The organism is Nonomuraea terrae, from assembly GCF_044465245.1.
Classification (GTDB): domain Bacteria; phylum Actinomycetota; class Actinomycetes; order Streptosporangiales; family Streptosporangiaceae; genus Nonomuraea; species Nonomuraea terrae.
The window spans coordinates 60012-75823 of the sequence record NZ_JBITLL010000011.1 but is presented as its reverse complement, the minus strand read 5'-3'; the positions used below and the strand labels follow the sequence as shown (position 1 = coordinate 75823).

The 15812-nt window shown below is 70.3% G+C and carries 16 protein-coding genes; 8 read left to right on the top strand and 8 right to left on the bottom strand.

The window, feature by feature from the left end:
- Positions 1 to 254 precede the first annotated feature (254 nt).
- The 3 genes from ACIBP6_RS46510 (at position 255) to ACIBP6_RS46500 (ending at position 4489) form a co-directional block, all read left to right on the top strand.
- On the top strand, positions 255 to 1259 hold the full coding sequence (locus tag ACIBP6_RS46510; RefSeq protein ID WP_397061622.1) for a polysaccharide deacetylase family protein: 1005 nt from the start codon (positions 255 to 257) through the stop codon (positions 1257 to 1259).
- 180 nt (positions 1260 to 1439) lie between these two features.
- Complete coding sequence (locus tag ACIBP6_RS46505) at positions 1440 to 3443, top strand: serine/threonine-protein kinase (RefSeq protein WP_397061620.1); 2004 nt, start codon at positions 1440 to 1442, stop codon at positions 3441 to 3443.
- Between the two features lie 59 nt (positions 3444 to 3502).
- Positions 3503 to 4489, top strand: a complete 987-nt coding sequence (locus tag ACIBP6_RS46500) for a malate dehydrogenase (RefSeq protein WP_397061618.1) — start codon at positions 3503 to 3505, stop codon at positions 4487 to 4489.
- 173 nt (positions 4490 to 4662) lie between these two features.
- Here ACIBP6_RS46500 and ACIBP6_RS46495 read toward each other — a convergent pair whose 3' ends face one another.
- Entirely contained in the window at positions 4663 to 4815 is a 153-nt protein-coding gene (locus ACIBP6_RS46495; RefSeq protein WP_397061616.1) for a hypothetical protein, read from the bottom strand.
- Between the two features lie 37 nt (positions 4816 to 4852).
- A complete protein-coding gene (gene galE, locus ACIBP6_RS46490) occupies positions 4853 to 5800 on the bottom strand; it encodes a UDP-glucose 4-epimerase GalE (protein ID WP_397061615.1) in 948 nt (315 codons plus the stop codon).
- Between the two features lie 86 nt (positions 5801 to 5886).
- Here galE and ACIBP6_RS46485 point away from each other — a divergent pair, with 86 nt between their 5' ends.
- A complete protein-coding gene (locus ACIBP6_RS46485; RefSeq protein WP_397061613.1) occupies positions 5887 to 7200 on the top strand; it encodes a hemolysin family protein in 1314 nt (437 codons plus the stop codon).
- A 14-nt stretch (positions 7201 to 7214) separates the two neighbouring features.
- A complete protein-coding gene (gene trpS, locus ACIBP6_RS46480; protein WP_397061612.1) occupies positions 7215 to 8216 on the top strand; it encodes a tryptophan--tRNA ligase in 1002 nt (333 codons plus the stop codon).
- Between the two features lie 193 nt (positions 8217 to 8409).
- Here trpS and ACIBP6_RS46475 read toward each other — a convergent pair whose 3' ends face one another.
- From ACIBP6_RS46475 to ACIBP6_RS46460, 4 genes are all read right to left on the bottom strand, one after another.
- The gene (locus ACIBP6_RS46475; RefSeq protein ID WP_397061610.1) at positions 8410 to 8694 is read right to left on the bottom strand and encodes a hypothetical protein; all 285 of its coding nucleotides are present in this window, start codon (positions 8692 to 8694) and stop codon (positions 8410 to 8412) included.
- On the bottom strand, positions 8691 to 8879 hold the full coding sequence (locus ACIBP6_RS46470) for a hypothetical protein (protein WP_397061608.1): 189 nt from the start codon (positions 8877 to 8879) through the stop codon (positions 8691 to 8693). The genes ACIBP6_RS46475 and ACIBP6_RS46470 overlap by 4 nt, the downstream gene beginning before the upstream one ends.
- Before the next feature lie 86 nt (positions 8880 to 8965).
- Positions 8966 to 10132: a helix-turn-helix domain-containing protein gene (locus ACIBP6_RS46465; protein WP_397061707.1), complete on the bottom strand. Its 1167-nt coding sequence runs from the start codon at positions 10130 to 10132 to the stop codon at positions 8966 to 8968.
- A 93-nt stretch (positions 10133 to 10225) separates the two neighbouring features.
- Positions 10226 to 10693 (bottom strand): MarR family winged helix-turn-helix transcriptional regulator, encoded by a 468-nt coding sequence (locus tag ACIBP6_RS46460; protein WP_397061607.1) that lies wholly within the window; start codon positions 10691 to 10693, stop codon positions 10226 to 10228.
- Between the two features lie 90 nt (positions 10694 to 10783).
- Between ACIBP6_RS46460 and ACIBP6_RS46455 the strand changes: the two genes are divergently transcribed.
- Together ACIBP6_RS46455 and ACIBP6_RS46450 are read left to right on the top strand one after the other, a co-directional pair.
- Positions 10784 to 11698 carry a haloalkane dehalogenase gene (locus ACIBP6_RS46455; RefSeq protein WP_397061605.1) on the top strand — a complete coding sequence of 305 codons (915 nt, stop codon included), beginning with the start codon at positions 10784 to 10786 and terminating at the stop codon, positions 11696 to 11698.
- A 34-nt stretch (positions 11699 to 11732) separates the two neighbouring features.
- A complete protein-coding gene (locus ACIBP6_RS46450) occupies positions 11733 to 12824 on the top strand; it encodes a YihY/virulence factor BrkB family protein (protein ID WP_397061706.1) in 1092 nt (363 codons plus the stop codon).
- On the opposite strand, the gene ACIBP6_RS46445 is transcribed toward ACIBP6_RS46450, so the two are convergent.
- A complete protein-coding gene (locus tag ACIBP6_RS46445; RefSeq protein ID WP_397061603.1) occupies positions 12813 to 13919 on the bottom strand; it encodes a D-alanyl-D-alanine carboxypeptidase family protein in 1107 nt (368 codons plus the stop codon). The two genes, ACIBP6_RS46450 and ACIBP6_RS46445, sit on opposite strands and share 12 nt — an antisense overlap.
- Before the next feature lie 98 nt (positions 13920 to 14017).
- On the opposite strand from ACIBP6_RS46445, the gene ACIBP6_RS46440 reads away from it, so the two are divergent.
- A complete protein-coding gene (locus tag ACIBP6_RS46440) occupies positions 14018 to 14251 on the top strand; it encodes an SCO4848 family membrane protein (protein WP_397061601.1) in 234 nt (77 codons plus the stop codon).
- Here the strand turns inward: ACIBP6_RS46440 and ACIBP6_RS46435 are convergent.
- Entirely contained in the window at positions 14234 to 15586 is a 1353-nt protein-coding gene (locus tag ACIBP6_RS46435) for a peptide ligase PGM1-related protein (protein WP_397061599.1), read from the bottom strand. The two genes, ACIBP6_RS46440 and ACIBP6_RS46435, sit on opposite strands and share 18 nt — an antisense overlap.
- Between the last annotated feature and the right edge of the window lie 226 nt (positions 15587 to 15812).

Below are 15812 nucleotides of genomic sequence, written 5' to 3'. Positions count from 1 at the left end.
CCCGGTGCCCACGACCGCTTATCGCCGCCTGGCGGGCAGCGGCGTGAACACCTCGCGGTGCGCGGCTGAAAATGCGGTCATGTCTGGCACGGGTTCCGGGACGATCTCTTGACGGTTACGCGGCGTGGCTGAGTTGATCAACTGGGTAGGAGCCCTTCGCAGGCATCGCTACCTGCAGTGACCCGCCGATCGCGGGCCGCTCACAGTCGTACGCGTCTCGGGGGGTTCGGATGCGACTGGGTTTGTTGAGTGGGGTGGGAGTGCTCGCGGCGACCGCGATCATGACCGGCTGCGGCTCGGAGCCGCCCCCTGTCGTGAAGGTGGACGCCAAAGCCGACGCCGCCGCCAAGCTCAAGGCCACCAAGGAGGCGAAGGTACGCAACGCCGCCAAGGTCAGGGCCAACGAGCTGGGCCAGATCCCGGTGCTCATGTTCCACCGAGTCGTGCCGACTCCACAGACCACCGACGACAGGACGCCCAAGCAGTTCAGGGCCGACCTGGAGCGGCTGGCCAAGGAGAACTACGTGCCCATCACGGCCGCCGAGATGGTGACCGGCAAGATCGACATCCCGGCGGGCAAGCACCCCGTGGTGCTGACCTTCGACGACTCCTCGCCGTCGCAGCTGACGCTGAACGCCGTGGGCGTCCCGCAGAAGGACACCGCGGTCGCGATCATGCGGGAGGTGGCGGCGAAGTACCCGGGCTGGCGCCCGAAGGCCACGTTCTTCGTGACGCGCGACCTGTTCGGCAAGCACACCCGCGAGGAGCAGGCGCAGGCGCTCCTGTGGCTCAAGGACAACGGCTTCGAGGTCGCCAACCACACCCGCGACCACCTCAACCTGCGCAGCCTGACGCAGGAGCAGGTCGAGGAGCAGATCGGCTCGATCGGCAAGACGATCGACTCGCTGTCGTACACCAAGCCCGTCACCATCTCCCTGCCGTACGGCGCCCAGCCCAGGAAGAAGGACTGGGCCCTGCGCGGCAAGGCCTACCGTCACAAGGGCGCCTTCCTGGCCGGGTACACGCCGGCGCCGGCGCCGTTCAGCAAGTCGTTCGACCCGGCCGGGATCCCGCGGATCAAGGTCATGGAGAAGAAGGGTGATTGCGCCCAGTTCTGCTCGGAGGCCTGGCTCGACTGGCTGAAGAAGAATCCCGACATGCGGTACACATCCGACGGTGACGTGAACACGGTGGCCTACCCGAAGTTCAAGGCGCCGTACCTGCGTAAGACCTTCACTTCCCTGAGCCTGCCGTACTGACAGGCGTGCGAGAGCCCGGCCCCCGTGCGGCGGGCCGGGCTCTCGCGTGTGCTCATCGCGTGGGGAACCCGCATGAATGCGGCGAAGCCGTGACGTCACGAAGCTTTAACAGATCCGTGAGAATCGGCCGGGCGTCGTAAAGTTTGCGTCGATGGGGTTCAGGACACGTGGGGATGACGAATGCCGCAGATCTCGCCGCTGGTCGCCGGCGATCCCACCGAGCTGGGATCCTTCCGGCTGTCCGGACGGATCGGGGAAGGCGGTCAGGGCATCGTCTACCTCGGCGTCAACGACGAGGGCGAGCGCGCCGCGGTCAAGCTCCTGCACGTCAAGTTCACCGGTGACACCATCGCCCGCTCCCGGTTCGCGAGGGAGCTGAAGGCTGCGCAGCGGGTGGCGTCGTTCTGCACCGCCGGGGTGATGGAGGCCGACCTCGAAGGCGACACCCCCTACATCGCCAGCGAATACATCGACGGCCGTCCCCTGCGCGAGATCGTCGAGACCGACGGGCCGCTCACCGGGACGGTGCTCGAACGCCTCGCCGTCGGCACCGCCACCGCGCTCACCGCCATCCACCACGCCTCGATCGTGCATCGCGACTTCAAGCCCGACAACGTGCTGATCGCCGCCGACGGGCCGCGCGTGGTCGACTTCGGCATCGCCCGGATCATCGACTCCACCGGTACGATCACCAGCCGCGCCATCGGCACCCCCGCCTACATGGCCCCCGAGCAGATCGCCGGCGACGACGTCGGGCCGTACACCGACGTCTTCTCCTGGGGCGCGACCATCGCGTACGCGGCGACCGGCAAGCCCGCGTTCGACGGCAAGTCGATCGCGGTGGTGCTCAACAAGATCCTCAACCACGAGGTCGACGTCAGCATGATGCCGGAGCCGCTGCGGAGCGTCGTCCGCTCGGCGCTGGCCAAGTCGCCGGCCGAGCGGCCGTCGGCCGACCAGATCCTGCTGCGGCTGCTCGGTCAGTCCTCCACCGTGGGCGCGTCCACGGCGGTGCTCACCCGGGGCGTGCAGGTGGCCGGTGACGACACCACGCCGTTCATCAGGGTGTCGGCCGGCTCGATCACCGACCAGCGGACGGGCTCCGTGGTGCCGGCCCCGCCGCCGCCTCCCCAGACGGCCGCGCCCGCGACGGGTCAGGTCACCGGGCCCGCCCAGCAGCCCGCCACAGTGCCGCCCGGCCCGTCAGGACCGCCCGGGACGCCCGGGCCGCCTGGACCGACGGCGCAGCCGGAGCGGGCGCCGTACCCGATGACCGAGCCCGCGGGGGCGGCCAGGCGGCGGCGCGGGAAGGTCTGGGCCGCCGTCGGCACCGCGCTCGCGCTGGTCGCCGCCACGGTGCTCGCACTGGCGCTGAACGGCAGGCTGCCGCTCGCGTTCGGCGAGCCCCCCGAGCGCCCGTCCTCCGTGGGCCCGTCGGGCGACGACCCCGCGAACCCGTTCGCCAGCGTCGTCGACAAGGTGGCGCAGACCGGAAAGGTGGTGATCGGCGTGCGCGGCGACCTGCCGGGCGTCGGGCTGGACAACGGCGGCCTGTACGAGGGCTTCGACGTCGACGTCGCCAGGCGCATCGCCGAGGGGCTGGGGGCCAAGGAGACGACGTTCGTCAGCGTGAGCGGCTACGACCGTGCCGCCGCGCTGACCGAGGGCGCCGTCGACCTGGTCGTCGCCACGTACTCGATCGACGAGAGCGACGTGGTGTTCGCCGGCCCGTACTACCTCGCCCACCAGGACGTCCTCGTGCGCGCGGGCGGCCGCATCGACGAGCTCGGCGACCTGAAGGGCAAGCGCATCTGCGCGCCCAACAGCCCGTCGGTGGGGCTGGTCCAGGACCGCGTGGCGGTCGAGGCGGTCTCGGCGCCCGACTACGCGGCCTGCATGGACATGCTCAGGAGCGGCGAGGTCGACGCGGTGCCGGGCGACGACCTGATCCTGGCCGGGTTCGCCGCCCGCGAGCACTCGCGCTTCAAGGTCCTCGGCGCGAAGCTCAGCAACGAGCGCTACGCCGTCGGCATCCGGAACGGCGACGTGAAGACGTGCAAGGCGGTCAAGGCACTGATCGCCGACCTCTATCGCACGGGCTTCATCGACAAGCTCGTGACCAGCCATTTCAAGACGGTCGATTTCGATGCCGAACTGAAGGTGCCCGCGATGGAAACCTGCTGAGTACGAGCGGGTAACATCCCGAAAGTCAATCATTCGTGCAGCGAGATAGGGGTAACGCCATGGCGTCGTCAGCCACTGCGCCCGTCAAGGTGACCGTCACCGGAGCCGCCGGCCAGATCGGCTACGCACTGCTGTTCCGCATCGCGTCGGGGCAGCTGCTCGGCGCCGACGTCCCGGTCAAGCTCAGCCTCCTGGAGATCCCGGCGGCGGTGAAGGCGGCCGAGGGCACCGCGATGGAGCTGGACGACTGCGCGTTCCCGCTGCTGTCCGGCATCGAGATCACCGATGACCCCAACGTGGCGTTCGACGGCGCCAACGTCGCGCTGCTGGTCGGCGCCATGCCGCGCAAGGCCGGCATGGAGCGCGGCGACCTGCTCGGGGCCAACGGCGGCATCTTCGGCCCGCAGGGCAAGGCCATCAACGACCACGCCGCGGACGACATCCGGGTGCTGGTCGTCGGCAATCCGGCCAACACCAACGCGCTCATCGCCCAGCAGAACGCGCCGGACGTGCCGGCCGACCGCTTCACCGCGATGACCAGGCTCGACCACAACCGCGCGCTGTCGCAGCTGGCCGCGAAGCTGCAGGTCCCGGTCACCGAGATCAAGAAGATGACGATCTGGGGCAACCACTCCGCCACCCAGTACCCCGACCTGTTCCACGCCGAGGTCGGCGGCAAGGTCGCGGCCGAGCTGGTCGAGCAGGAGTGGCTGCGCGACACGTTCATCCCGACGGTCGCCAAGCGCGGCGCCGCCATCATCGAGGCGCGCGGCGCCTCCTCGGCCGCCTCGGCCGCCAACGCCGCGATCGACCACGTCCACGACTGGGTCAACGGCACCGACTGGACGTCCGCGGCCGTGGTCTCCGACGGCTCGTACGGCGTGCCCGAGGGCCTGATCTCGTCGTTCCCCGTGCGTTCGGCGAACGGCACGTACGAGATCATCCAGGGGCTCGAGATCGACGCGTTCTCCCGCGAGCGCATCGACGCCAGCGTGCGCGAGCTGGAGGAGGAGCGCCAGGCCGTCAAGGAGCTCGGCCTCGTCTGAGCGCCGACGTCTGAGCGCCGACGTCTGAGCGCCGACGTCTGAGCGCCGACGTCTGAGCGTCGACGTCTGAGCGTCGACGTCTGAGCGCCGACGTCTGGAGCGCGGACTTCGGCATCCGAACGGCGGGCGCGCGGTCTCCTGGGACAGAGGAGGCGCGCGCCCGCGTTCCGTTTCTAGGTCGTGTCCACCGGGGTGCAGGAGGCGGGCTGGGCGGCCGGCGCCGGCTGAGACGTCGCGAAGATCACACCGGCGGCGGCCGTGAGGCAGCCCACCGCGACGAGGGCGCCGAAGAACAGCTTCGTGACCCTAGGTGAAATGGTCCTCACATTTCGGTATCCCAGCACACATTCGCCCGCCGTAGGGCTATTTCCCGGAAAGCGCTCGCCAGGCGTCGGAGACGATGTCGCGCAGGGCCGTCCGCTCGGGCTTCCATCCCAGCTCGCGCTGGATCTTGGCGGACGAGGCCACCAGCACCGCCGGATCGCCGGGCCGCCGGTCGCCGACCACGGCCGGGATCTCGTGACCGGTTACCTCACGGCAGACCGAGATCACCTCCTGCACGGAGAAGCCGGTGCCGTTGCCCAGGTTGTAGATCTTGTGCTCGCCCGGCGTGACCGCGTCCAGCGCCAGCAGGTGGGCCCTGGCCAGGTCGGTCACGTGGATGTAGTCGCGCACGCAGGTGCCGTCGGGGGTCGGGTAGTCGGTGCCGAACACGCTCACCGACTCGCGCTCGCCGGTCGCCACCTTCAGCACGTTGGGGATGAGGTGCGTCTCGACCGTGTGCCGCTCGCGGTAGCGGCCGTGGGCGCCGGCCACGTTGAAGTAGCGCAGGCTCACCGCGCCGAGGCCCCACAGCCGCGCGTACGTGGTCAACGCGGTGTCCACGGCCAGCTTGGAGGCGCCGTACGGGTTGGTCGGGCGGGTAGGGTCGTCCTCCTGGATGGGGGAGCGCTCGGGCTCGCCGTACGTGGCCGCCGTCGAGGAGAACACGATGCGCCGCACGTCCTTCGCGCGCATGGCGTCGAGCAGCGCCAGCGTGCCGCCCAGGTTGTTGGCCCAGTAGAGCCCCGGCTGCTGCACCGACTCGCCCACCAGTGACCTGGCCGCGAAGTGCAGCACCGCCTCCGCGCCGTCGAGCGCGTCGTGGGCCTCGGTGATGCCGGCCCGGACGAACCGGGCGCCTTCCGGCACCGCGTCCACGTGCCCCGTGGACAGGTCGTCGAGCACGGTGACCTCGTGTCCCGCCTCGACGAGCTGGGCCGCGACCACGCTGCCGACGTACCCCGCCCCGCCGGTCACCAGCAGTCTCATGTCCGCTCCTGTTAGAATATGTTTGATTTTGTACGGCTTGCGGTTCAGCATACGCTGGAAAGCGGACGAGTACGCTGCCAACCACCATGTTCGACACCGTCGCGGCAAACATCGCCCTGGTCCTGCTCTTCATCCTGATCGGGGGGTTCTTCGCCGCCGCCGAGATGGCGATGGTCTCGTTGCGGGAGAGCCAGGTCCGCAAGCTCTCCAAGCGTGGCCGCCGCGGCGAACGCGTGGCCAAGCTCGCCCATGATCCCAACAGGTTCCTGTCGGCCGTGCAGATCGGCGTGACGGTGGCGACCATGTTGTCGGCCGCGTTCGGCGCCGACCGGCTGGCCGCGCAGTTCGTGCCCGTCCTGGAGGGCTGGCGGGTGCCCGAGGCCGTGGCCCCCGTGCTGGCGCTGGTGCTGGTCACCCTCGCCATCTCGTACGTGTCGCTGGTGCTGGGCGAGCTCGCCCCCAAGCGGCTGGCGCTGCAGCGGGCCGAGGGCCTGTCGCTGTACGTGGCGCCGTTCCTCGACCGCCTCGCCGTGCTGTCGCGCCCGATCATCTGGATGCTCTCGAAGTCCACCGACGGCGTGGTCCGGCTGCTCGGCGGCAACCCGAAGGCCGACCGCGAGGAGGTCAGCACCGAGGAGCTGCGCGACATGGTGGTCGGCCACACCGAGCTGACCGCCGACGAGCGCAAGCTCATCGGCGAGGTGTTCGCCGCCGGCAAACGGCAGCTCAGGGAGGTGATGCTGCCGCGCACCGAGGTGGAGTTCATGGAGGTGGACACGCCACTGAACGAGGCAGCCAGGCTGGCCGCCACGCTCCCGCACTCCCGCTTCCCGGTCTACCGGGAGACGTACGACGACGTCGTCGGGTTCGTCCACGTCCGCGACCTCCTCGCCCCCGAGCTGGCCGGGCGGAAAGAGCCGATCAGCGCGGTCGTGCCGATCAGGACGGCCAAGTTCGTGCCCGCGTCCAAGCGCCTGCTCGCCACGCTGAACGAGATGCGCGACGAGGGCCAGCACCTCGCCATCGTGGTCGACGAGTACGGCGGCACGGCCGGCATCGTCACCCTGGAGGACCTGGTCGAGGAGCTCATCGGCGACATCAGGGACGAGTACGACCTGGAGGAGCACATCGTCGTCCTGCCCGCAGGCGAGATCGAGATCGACGGCCTGACCAACCTCAACGACTTCGCCACCGAGACCGGCATCCGCCTGCCGGACGGCCCGTACGAGACGCTGGCCGGTTTCGTCATGGCCATGCTGGGGCACGTGCCCGTACAGGGGGAGCGGGTCGAGTTCTCCGGCTTCGAGCTCACCGTCACCGAGCTCGACGGCCGGCGCATCTCCCGCGTACGCGTGAAGCGCCGTCCGGCGCTCGAGTCGCCTCCCGACCAGAACTCCTGACACAATTGCCTGCTATGGCCAGACCTCGTGTACTCTCCGGCATCCAGCCCACCGCGGACTCCTTCCACCTGGGCAACTACCTGGGTGCGGTCCGCCAGTGGGTCACTCTGCAGGAGACCCACGACGCGTTCTACTGCGTGGTCGATCTCCACGCGATCACCGTGCCGACCGAGCCCGACGCGCTGCGCCGCCGCAGCCGCGTGGCCGCGGCCCAGCTCTTCGCCGCCGGGCTCGACCCCGAGCGGTCCACCGTGTTCGTGCAGTCGCACGTGCGCGAGCACACCGAGCTGGCCTGGGTGCTGATCTGCCTCACCGGCATGGGCGAGGCCGCCCGCATGACCCAGTTCAAGGACAAGTCCGCCAAGTACGGCGAGAGCGCGGCCAGCGTCGGGTTGTTCACCTACCCGATCCTGCAGGCCGCCGACATCCTGCTCTACCAGGCAAACCGGGTCCCGGTGGGCGCCGACCAGAAGCAGCACCTCGAGCTCACGCGCGACCTCGGCCAGCGCTTCAACCACCGCTTCGGCGAGACGTTCACGCTGCCCGAGCCGCACATCCTCAAGGAGGTCGAGAAGATCACCGACCTGCAGGACCCGTCGGCCAAGATGTCGAAGTCGTCCTCCAGCCCGGCGGGCATCCTCGACGTCCTGGAGCAGCCCGGCCCGCTGCGCAAGAAGGTCATGCGCGCGGTGACCGACACGGGTTCGGAGGTCCTGTTCGACGAGGAGAACAAGCCCGGCATCTCCAACCTGCTGCGCATCCAGTCCGCGCTGACCGGCACGTCCATCCCCGAGCTGGTGGCCCGCTACGAGGGCCAGGGCTACGGCACCTTCAAGAAGGACGTCGCCGAGGCCGTGGTCGACGCGTTCACGCCGATCCGCGAGCGCACCGAGAAGCTGCTGTCCGACGAGGCCGAGCTCGACCGCATGCTCGCGATCGGCGCGCGGCGCGCGTCCGAGGTGGCCAGGCAGACGATGGAGATGGTCCGCGACCGGGTGGGTTTCCTGCCCGCGTAGCCTTCCGTCCTCTCCAGGCCCGGACGCTGTCCGGGCCTTCTGTCTTGTGGCTGACCGCATCGGACGGCACGCGGGGCGCGGTCCGTCATTCTCGTGCTCCGTCCCGGGCTGGACGACACCGACGCGAGCCCTCAGTGCGTCAGGCCGAGCCCTCCCTGCGAGGGACCGCTGCGACGCTGAGGGCCTGTGCTGGTCAGGCGGGCCAGGCCGGGCGGCGGCGGGCGTGGAGCAGGGTGGTGTGGTGGGCCAGGGCGGAGGCCAGGGTGATGGCGTCGGGGGCGGCCAGGCGTTTGCGTACGCCGCCGGCCGCCAGTTGCGCCGTGAGCGGGCGGCCGAGTACGGCCGTCCAGCGTCCGCCGGCGGGGACGTCGGGGCGGAAGCGGACGTCCCATGCCGGGTACGTGGTTCGCAGGACGTGCAGTTGCCGCTCCACCAGGCGCCGGTCCTCGGCGGACGAGCCGAGGCTCAGGGCGGTCATCGGGCGCCCCGGTGCAGGCACAGCAGGGCACGCAGGGCGGCCAGGGTGGGCCGGGTGAGCCGGACCTCGCCGCGGGCGGCGGTCCACCCGTGCCGGTCCCGTTCGAACGCCCACTCGGGGAACTCGCGTGCGGCCTCCCGGAGAAGGCGTTCCATGACGACGTCGGCAGTAGGCGTGCTGGTCATGAACGCAGCGTGGCACCTCGGCGCCTGTCCGTGACGAACTCGGGCGGAGGAACTCTTCGTTCGCGTGATCCGAACTCTCTGTTCGCTCAGATGGGGATCTCGTGGCGTTCGGCCAGGTGGCGCACCTCGGGCGCCCACGACGGCCGCGCCCGCCGCGCCAGTGACCGGACCATCTCGCGCAGCAGCAGCTTGTGGTCGAGCTCCTCCGGCGACTCGCGCTCGATCCGCAGCAGGTGGAGCAGGCTGGCGGCGTCGTCGCCGAGATCCTCGCAGGCCCGCGCCACGTCGGCGAGATGGGTGGCGCGCCGCTCCATGGACGGGATGCGGCGCAGGTCGATGTCGTCGGCGATGTGCAGCACCGTGTCGGGGTGCCCGGTGTCGGTCTCGATGCAGGCCATGTGGATGGCGACGTTGGTGGGCCCGAAGAACGCCTGGTCGTAGCCGCCGGAGGAGTCGCCGACCCGTTCGGCGAGCCGGGCCGCGGGGCCGCGTACGCGCTCCCTGGCCGTGTCGTCGTCGCCCGCGCGAGCCTCGCCGACGGCGGCGAGCAGGTGGAGCGCGCCGAGCGCCTTGAGGTGACGCTCGTCGCCGTCGCCGACGTGCGGTTCGAGCTGCTCGATGGCCCGCCGGGCGACGTCGTACGCGATCTGGTGCATGTCGTCGGCCAGCATCGACTGCCCCAGGTTCCAGTACGCCCACGCGATCATCAGCGGGTCGGCCGACTCCTCGGCGAAGCGCATCGCCCGGTCGGCCGCCAGATGCGCCAGGTCCACCCGCCGCAGGTGCTTGAGCACGGCTCTGGCCAGCACGTACGCGTCGGTGGCGACCCGGTAGGAGGCGGGGGCGCGGTCGAGGACCAGCGTCTCGGTGTCGGTGATCAGGGACGGCAGCGCGGCCATCAGGATCGAGTAGCGCCGGGTCGAGGTGAACCAGGCGTTGCGCGCCGCCGCGACGCGTTCGGCGAGCTGCTCGGCGTCGGGCGGCTCGATGTCGGGCGAGGCCGAGCGGCAGGTGAACAGCGCCCGCTCGATGTCGCCGATCTGCGGCCTGCTCGGCTCGTGGGAGTCGCGCGGGGTCTCGCCCAGCAGCACGGCGGTGCGGACGCCGAGCACTTTGGCGATCTCGCGCAGCAGGGTGAGGGAGGGGGTGCGTTTGCCGTGCTCGATGAGCTCGATGTGCCGGGGGGTGCAGCCGGACTGCGTGGCTAACGCGGTGGTGCTCATGCCTCGGCGCTCTCGTTGGAGCCTGATCATCTGACCGGTGGTGATTTCGGGCATGCGCACCGCCTTCCGGATCGGTCCCGAGGGCTTTCAGGCTAGGCCGCGCGGTGCCCGGCCGCCATGGTTTCAGCGCAGCTCAGGGCGCGTGTGATGGGCCAGGAGCCGGCCCAGCGAACGCGTGAATTCCTCACGTTCGGCGTCGCTCAGGGGCGCGAGCAGGGTGTCCTGGAGGTCGGCGATCAATTTGTCGAGGCGTTCCAGGTGGCCGCGGCCGGCGGAGGTCATGGTGATGACGTTGCGGCGGCGGTCGCCGGGGTCGGGCGCGCGTTCGACGAAGCCGCGCGCGGACAGCTCGTTGATGACGGCGACGAGGTCGCTGCGGTAGATGCCGGTGCGCCTGCTCAGCTGCGCCTGGCTCATGGGGCCGGACTCGCGCAGTGCCACGAGTGCCGCGTAGTGCCACTTACGGGCGTCCGCCGTGGCCAGGCCCTCGCTCACGATCCGGTCGGCGTGCGACGCGACGATCATCAACATCCGGCTGGGCAGGGTCCGCAGCGGTGCCGGGGTCTCCTGCGCATCCATGGGGTCCGTCATGCCGGCGATCCTACCGTTGCGTTAGTGCGACTAACGATATAGCGTTCGTTAGCGCGACGAACGTTAGCCACTCGAACGATTTGAGGGATCATGCCTGCTGTCGACGTGCTCGACTCGCACATGCACTACGAGGAGTCGGGGGAGGGAGCCCCCTTCGTGTTCCTGCACGGCAATCCGGCCTCGTCCCACCTGTGGCGCGGCGTGCTGCCCGGCGTGGCGCGGCCCGGGCGGCGGCTGCTCGCCCCCGACCTCATCGGCATGGGCCGTTCCGGCAAGCCGGACGTGCCGTACCGGTTCGGCGACCACGCCCGCTACCTCGACGCCTGGTTCGACGCGCTCGGTCTGGAGTACGTGGTGCTCGTCGGGCACGACTGGGGCGGCGCGCTCGCCTTCGACTGGGCGGCGCGCCACCCCGGCCGGGTGCGCGGCGTGGCGTTCATGGAGGCGATCGTGCGGGGCATGAGCCTGGACGAGCTCGGCGACGGCCCGCGCGCCAGGACCGAGCTGATCCGCGGGCCGAAGGGCGAGTCGCTGGTGCTCGACGGGAACTTCCTCGTGGAGACCGCGTTCACCGGAGGCGTGTTGACGCCCCTCGGCGAGCGGGAGATGCAGCCGTACCTGGCGCTACCCGACCCGAGAGAGCCGCCGGCCGCTGCTGGAGTGGGCACGCTCGCTGCCGCTCGACGGCGAGCCCGCCGACGTGGCGGGCTCCGTCGAGGCGTCCGGGAAGTGGCTGGCGAGCAGCGACGACGTGCCGAAGCTGCTGCTCACCTTCGACTCCTCGCCGACGCTGATGATCGGCGAGGAGATGGCGGCCTGGTGCGCACGGAACATCGCCGCCCTGGAGACCGAGCACTGCGGCCCAGCGGGCCACCACGCCCCCGAGGACCGTCCCGGGGACATCGCCGCCGCCCTCGCCTCCTGGGCCGCCAGACACGGGCTGTAGAGCCGCGTACGGGCCGTTTCCGGTCGCGGTGCGTGTCGGCACGGCCTGTGGGCAGGTGATCCACCACGCAGGGCCCCCGAGGGAGAGGGCGTGATGGAGAGTCTCACCGAGCGCGTCGCGGCCGTGAAGGCGCGGGCCCGCGGCAGGGTGGAGGAGTGGCGGGTGCGGCGGCCGTCCGTCGACCACCTGATCCGGACCGTGCGCCGCTACCAGCTCCAGTCGGGCGACCGGCTGGCGGGCGCGGTCACCTACTTCGCGTTCCTGTCCTTCTTCCCGCTGCTGGCGCTGTCGTACGCGGTGCTCGGGTACGTGGTGGCGGCCAGCGAGGAGACCAGGGAGGCCCTGCAGCGGGCCGTCGCGGAACGCCTGCCCGGCATCGCCTCCCAGCTCGACCTCGCGGCCATCGCCGGAACCAAGGCCACCGCCGGGATCATCGGACTCCTCGGTCTCCTGTACGCCGGGCTCGGCGCCCTCGACGCGTTGCGCGGGGCGCTGCGGCAGATGGCGATGGACACCGCCCCGCAGGCGAACTTCTTCGTCGGCAAGCTGCGCGACCTGGCCTCGATCGTCATGCTCGGCGTGACGCTGATCGCGTCCGTGGGCGTGGCCGGGCTCGCCACCGCGGCCACGGACCGGGTGCTGCACTTCCTGTTCGGCGGCGATTCCGTGCTGGCCGCGCTCGGGCTCAGGGCCGCGGGGGTGGCGGCGAGCGTGGCGGCCGACTGGCTCATGTTCCTGATCCTGCTGGGCTGGGTGGGGCGGGTCGCCCAGCCGTTCCGGGTGATCGCGAAGGGGGCGCTGCTCGGGGCGGTCGGGTTCGGGCTCCTCAAGCAGGTGGCGACGCTGCTGCTCAGCCAGACGCTGCACAACCCGGTGTACGGGACGTTCGCCGTCATCGCCGGTCTGCTGCTCTGGATCAACTTCTCGGCCCGGCTCGTCCTCTACGTCGCCGCCTGGACGGCCACCGCCGGATTGTCGCCCCCGCCTTCCCCGTCGCCGATCCCGTCCCCCGGCCCGGCCGTGCAGCCGGATCAGGCCGTGGAACCGGATCAGGCCCTGCCGCCGGATCAGGCCGTGCAGCCGGATCAGGCCGTGCAGCCGGATCAGGACGTCCGGCGGGACGGGAACGCCGCGCCGGACGGCCGGGCGCGGGAGTCCGCGCCCAGCCGGGCGTCAGAGGCGTGACCTGGCGCGCCTGCGCCGGATGCCGAGACCGAGCCAGACCAGCCCGAACAGCAGTCCGCCGCCGATCACCAGCGCGCCGACCGTCCTGGTCGAGTCGCTCTGCCGGGAGGCCGCGGTGTCCAGCAACGGCGGCTGCGCGGCCGGGGTGACGGAATTGGCCGGCGTGACCGGAGCCCCGGCGGGCGGAGCGGCGAGCGCCGGGTCGGGGAGCGGGTTCACCAGCTGACCGACCGGCTGGGCCTTGCCCCTGACCGAGAAGCCCCAGTCGAGCAGCGAGGCCACCTCGTCCCAGAAGAAGCCCTCGTGCCGCATGATGCTCACCACGATGGTGTGCCCGCCGCGCGTGGCCGCGCCGACGAAGCTGGCGCGGGCCTTGGAGGTGTAGCCGTTCTTGACGCCGATCATGCCGTCGTAGCGCCAGAGCAGCTTGTTGTGGTTGCTGATCTCGTAATGGCCCTTGGGGGCCGGGAACCTCGTGGTCTTCGTGCTGATGTAGCGCCGGAAGTCGGGGTCGGCGAGGCCGGCGCGCGCGATCAGCGCCAGGTCGTACGCCGAGCTGCTCTGCCCCGGCTGGTCCAGCCCGCTGGGCGTCTTGGCCACCGTGTCGTACGCCTGCAGCCGCTTGGCCAGCGCGTTCATGTCGCGCATCGTCTGGGGGACGCCGCCGTTCGCCTCGGCCAGGGCCATCGCGGCGTCGTTGCCCGAGGCCATCATCAGCGCCTTGAACAGGTCGTCCACCTTGTACGCCACCTTGGGCGTCAGGCCGACGGCGCTGCCCTCCTGGTTGCAGGCGTTCTGGCTGGGGCGCACCTTCTGGTTCTTGTCGAGCTTGGGGATCAGCGTGAGCGCGGTCAGCGCCTTGATCGTGCTGGCCGGCAGGTACTTGCCGTGGGCGTCCTTCGCCGCCAGCACCTGACCCGTGTCGGCGTCCGCGATGACGTAGGAAGTAGCCTTGCTCGTGGGTGGCTTCTTGACGCCTGCGGGGACGACCAGGCCGCGGCTGCCCAGAGCCGCACCGCCGACCGGTGTCGTCGGCTCGGCGTGTGCGGTCCCGCCGGAGAGCGCGACCGAGGCGATGAGCGCCGTGATTGGCACGATTTTCGTCCACATGGCCGTCTCAGCGTAGCTCTGAGTTAATACGCATGTGGCGACACATCCCCCGAAGATTCGCGTTCGATACTGGAGAGGCACGCATGTCACGAAAGACGGCCGGATTCCTGATCGTCCTCGGCGTTTTCATGATCTTCGAGTGGGTGAACCTCGGGTTTAACTTGGCCGATGGCCATCCGACCAGCTTCTACGTGGTCCACGGCATCCTGATCGTGGTGAACGTCATCCTCGGCGTCGTGGTGGGGGTGCTCGGCTGGCGCGGCCTGCGCGGCTCGTCCGTCAGGGACGGCGGCGTGCGATCAGGTGCCGCAAAGTAGCCTCCGGGTCAGGGCGTGCAGCTCGCCGGCCTCCTCGCGGGAGTCGCCGATCGAGGTGAAGCCCAGCTTCCCGTGCTCGGGAATCGCGCCGAGCAGGTGGAACACGTTCCCGGTCCGCCGCTCGGCGTCGAAGCCGAGCCCGAGCCGCTCCGCCGTCCGGATCACCTCACCCGGTGTGCGGCCCAGCAGGCACGCCGAAGCGCAGTTGTCGGTCGCGGTGTAGAACTTCGGCTGATCTCCGCACATGAGGTAGCCGGTGGCCGGATCGTACATCGCCCCCGTCGTCAGCACGGCCGCCCCGAACGGATGCGTCGTCCCGCCGATGCGCAGGTTGATCTCGCACAGCAGCGCCGCGTACCCGGCGTCGGCCTTGAGCGCGAAGAAGTCCATCCCGAACAGCCCGACCACGCCCCGGTCGGCCAGGATCTGCGCGATCCGCCGCGCCGACGCGCCCACCTCGGCGCGGTACGCGGACGCCGCCGGGAACGTGCAGCCCTGGTAGACGTGGCCGTTGGCGCCGCCCAGCACCTGGTCGTGGGTGGCCAGCACCTGCGCCTGCCCGCCGGGGGTGATCTGGGCCAGCGCGCTGGGGTAGTAGAGCGGGCGGTGCTCGATGAACTCCTCGACCACCGCCCCACGGTCGGCGATCTTCGCCGCGAACGAGTCCCAGGTCTCCCCGGTCGCCGCGAAGCTGGTCAGCGACCGGTCGCCCTTGGTCACGATGGCGTTCCCGAGCCCGGAGTAGCCGTCGTTGAGCTTGACGATCACACGCTCGCCCGGCAGGGCCTCGATCGCCTCGTCGATCTCCAGTGCCGTGCGCACGTCGCCGAAGCCGCGCGGCATCGGCACGCCGGCCTCGTGCCCGACCTCGCGGGCCCCGCTCTTGGAGCCGTAGTAGGCCAGGGACGTGGCCGGCCCGTAGAGGGGGACGCCGAGCGACGCGGCGAGCTCCTCCTCCAGCTCGCTCAGCACGAACGGGACCAGCCACGCCTCGCCGGTGATCGCCGCGCGTACCTGCTCGACGATGTCGGGGTGGGCGAGCAGGGTCCTGGTCAGCGGCTGGGACCAGGGCTCGTCCACGCTGACCAGTGTCAGGCGTTTGTCGGCGTCGTCGGGGTCGGGCAGGAACGAGAGGTAGTAGTCGACGATGTCCGGATCGATCGGCGCGGAGGAGAGATAGACCACCTTGACACCGGGGTTGCGGAGCGTGAGCAGCAGGAACAGCAGACGCTCCTCGTACGACCTGGCTCCCTTGATCCGGCGCAGCTCGTCCTGCGGAAGGGAGAGCGAGGGCACGACCACCAGGGTCCCCTCACTCGGCTCGAAGATGCTCAACCCAGCACTCTTCTCCCCGAACGGGATATTAGTGATCATATAGCGAGTGAAACACGCATTCTTCTCATACGCAGCAGTCTCCGAAGTGTGATGACCATGACAGAAGGTGACAGGATTCGGAATCGCTGACCACGTTTGGGAGGGGGCTCATCGGGTCACGATCTACTGATCCCTTGTGACTATTTCCGGATCAGCCGTACCCGCACGGAACGTGACAACCAGCGGT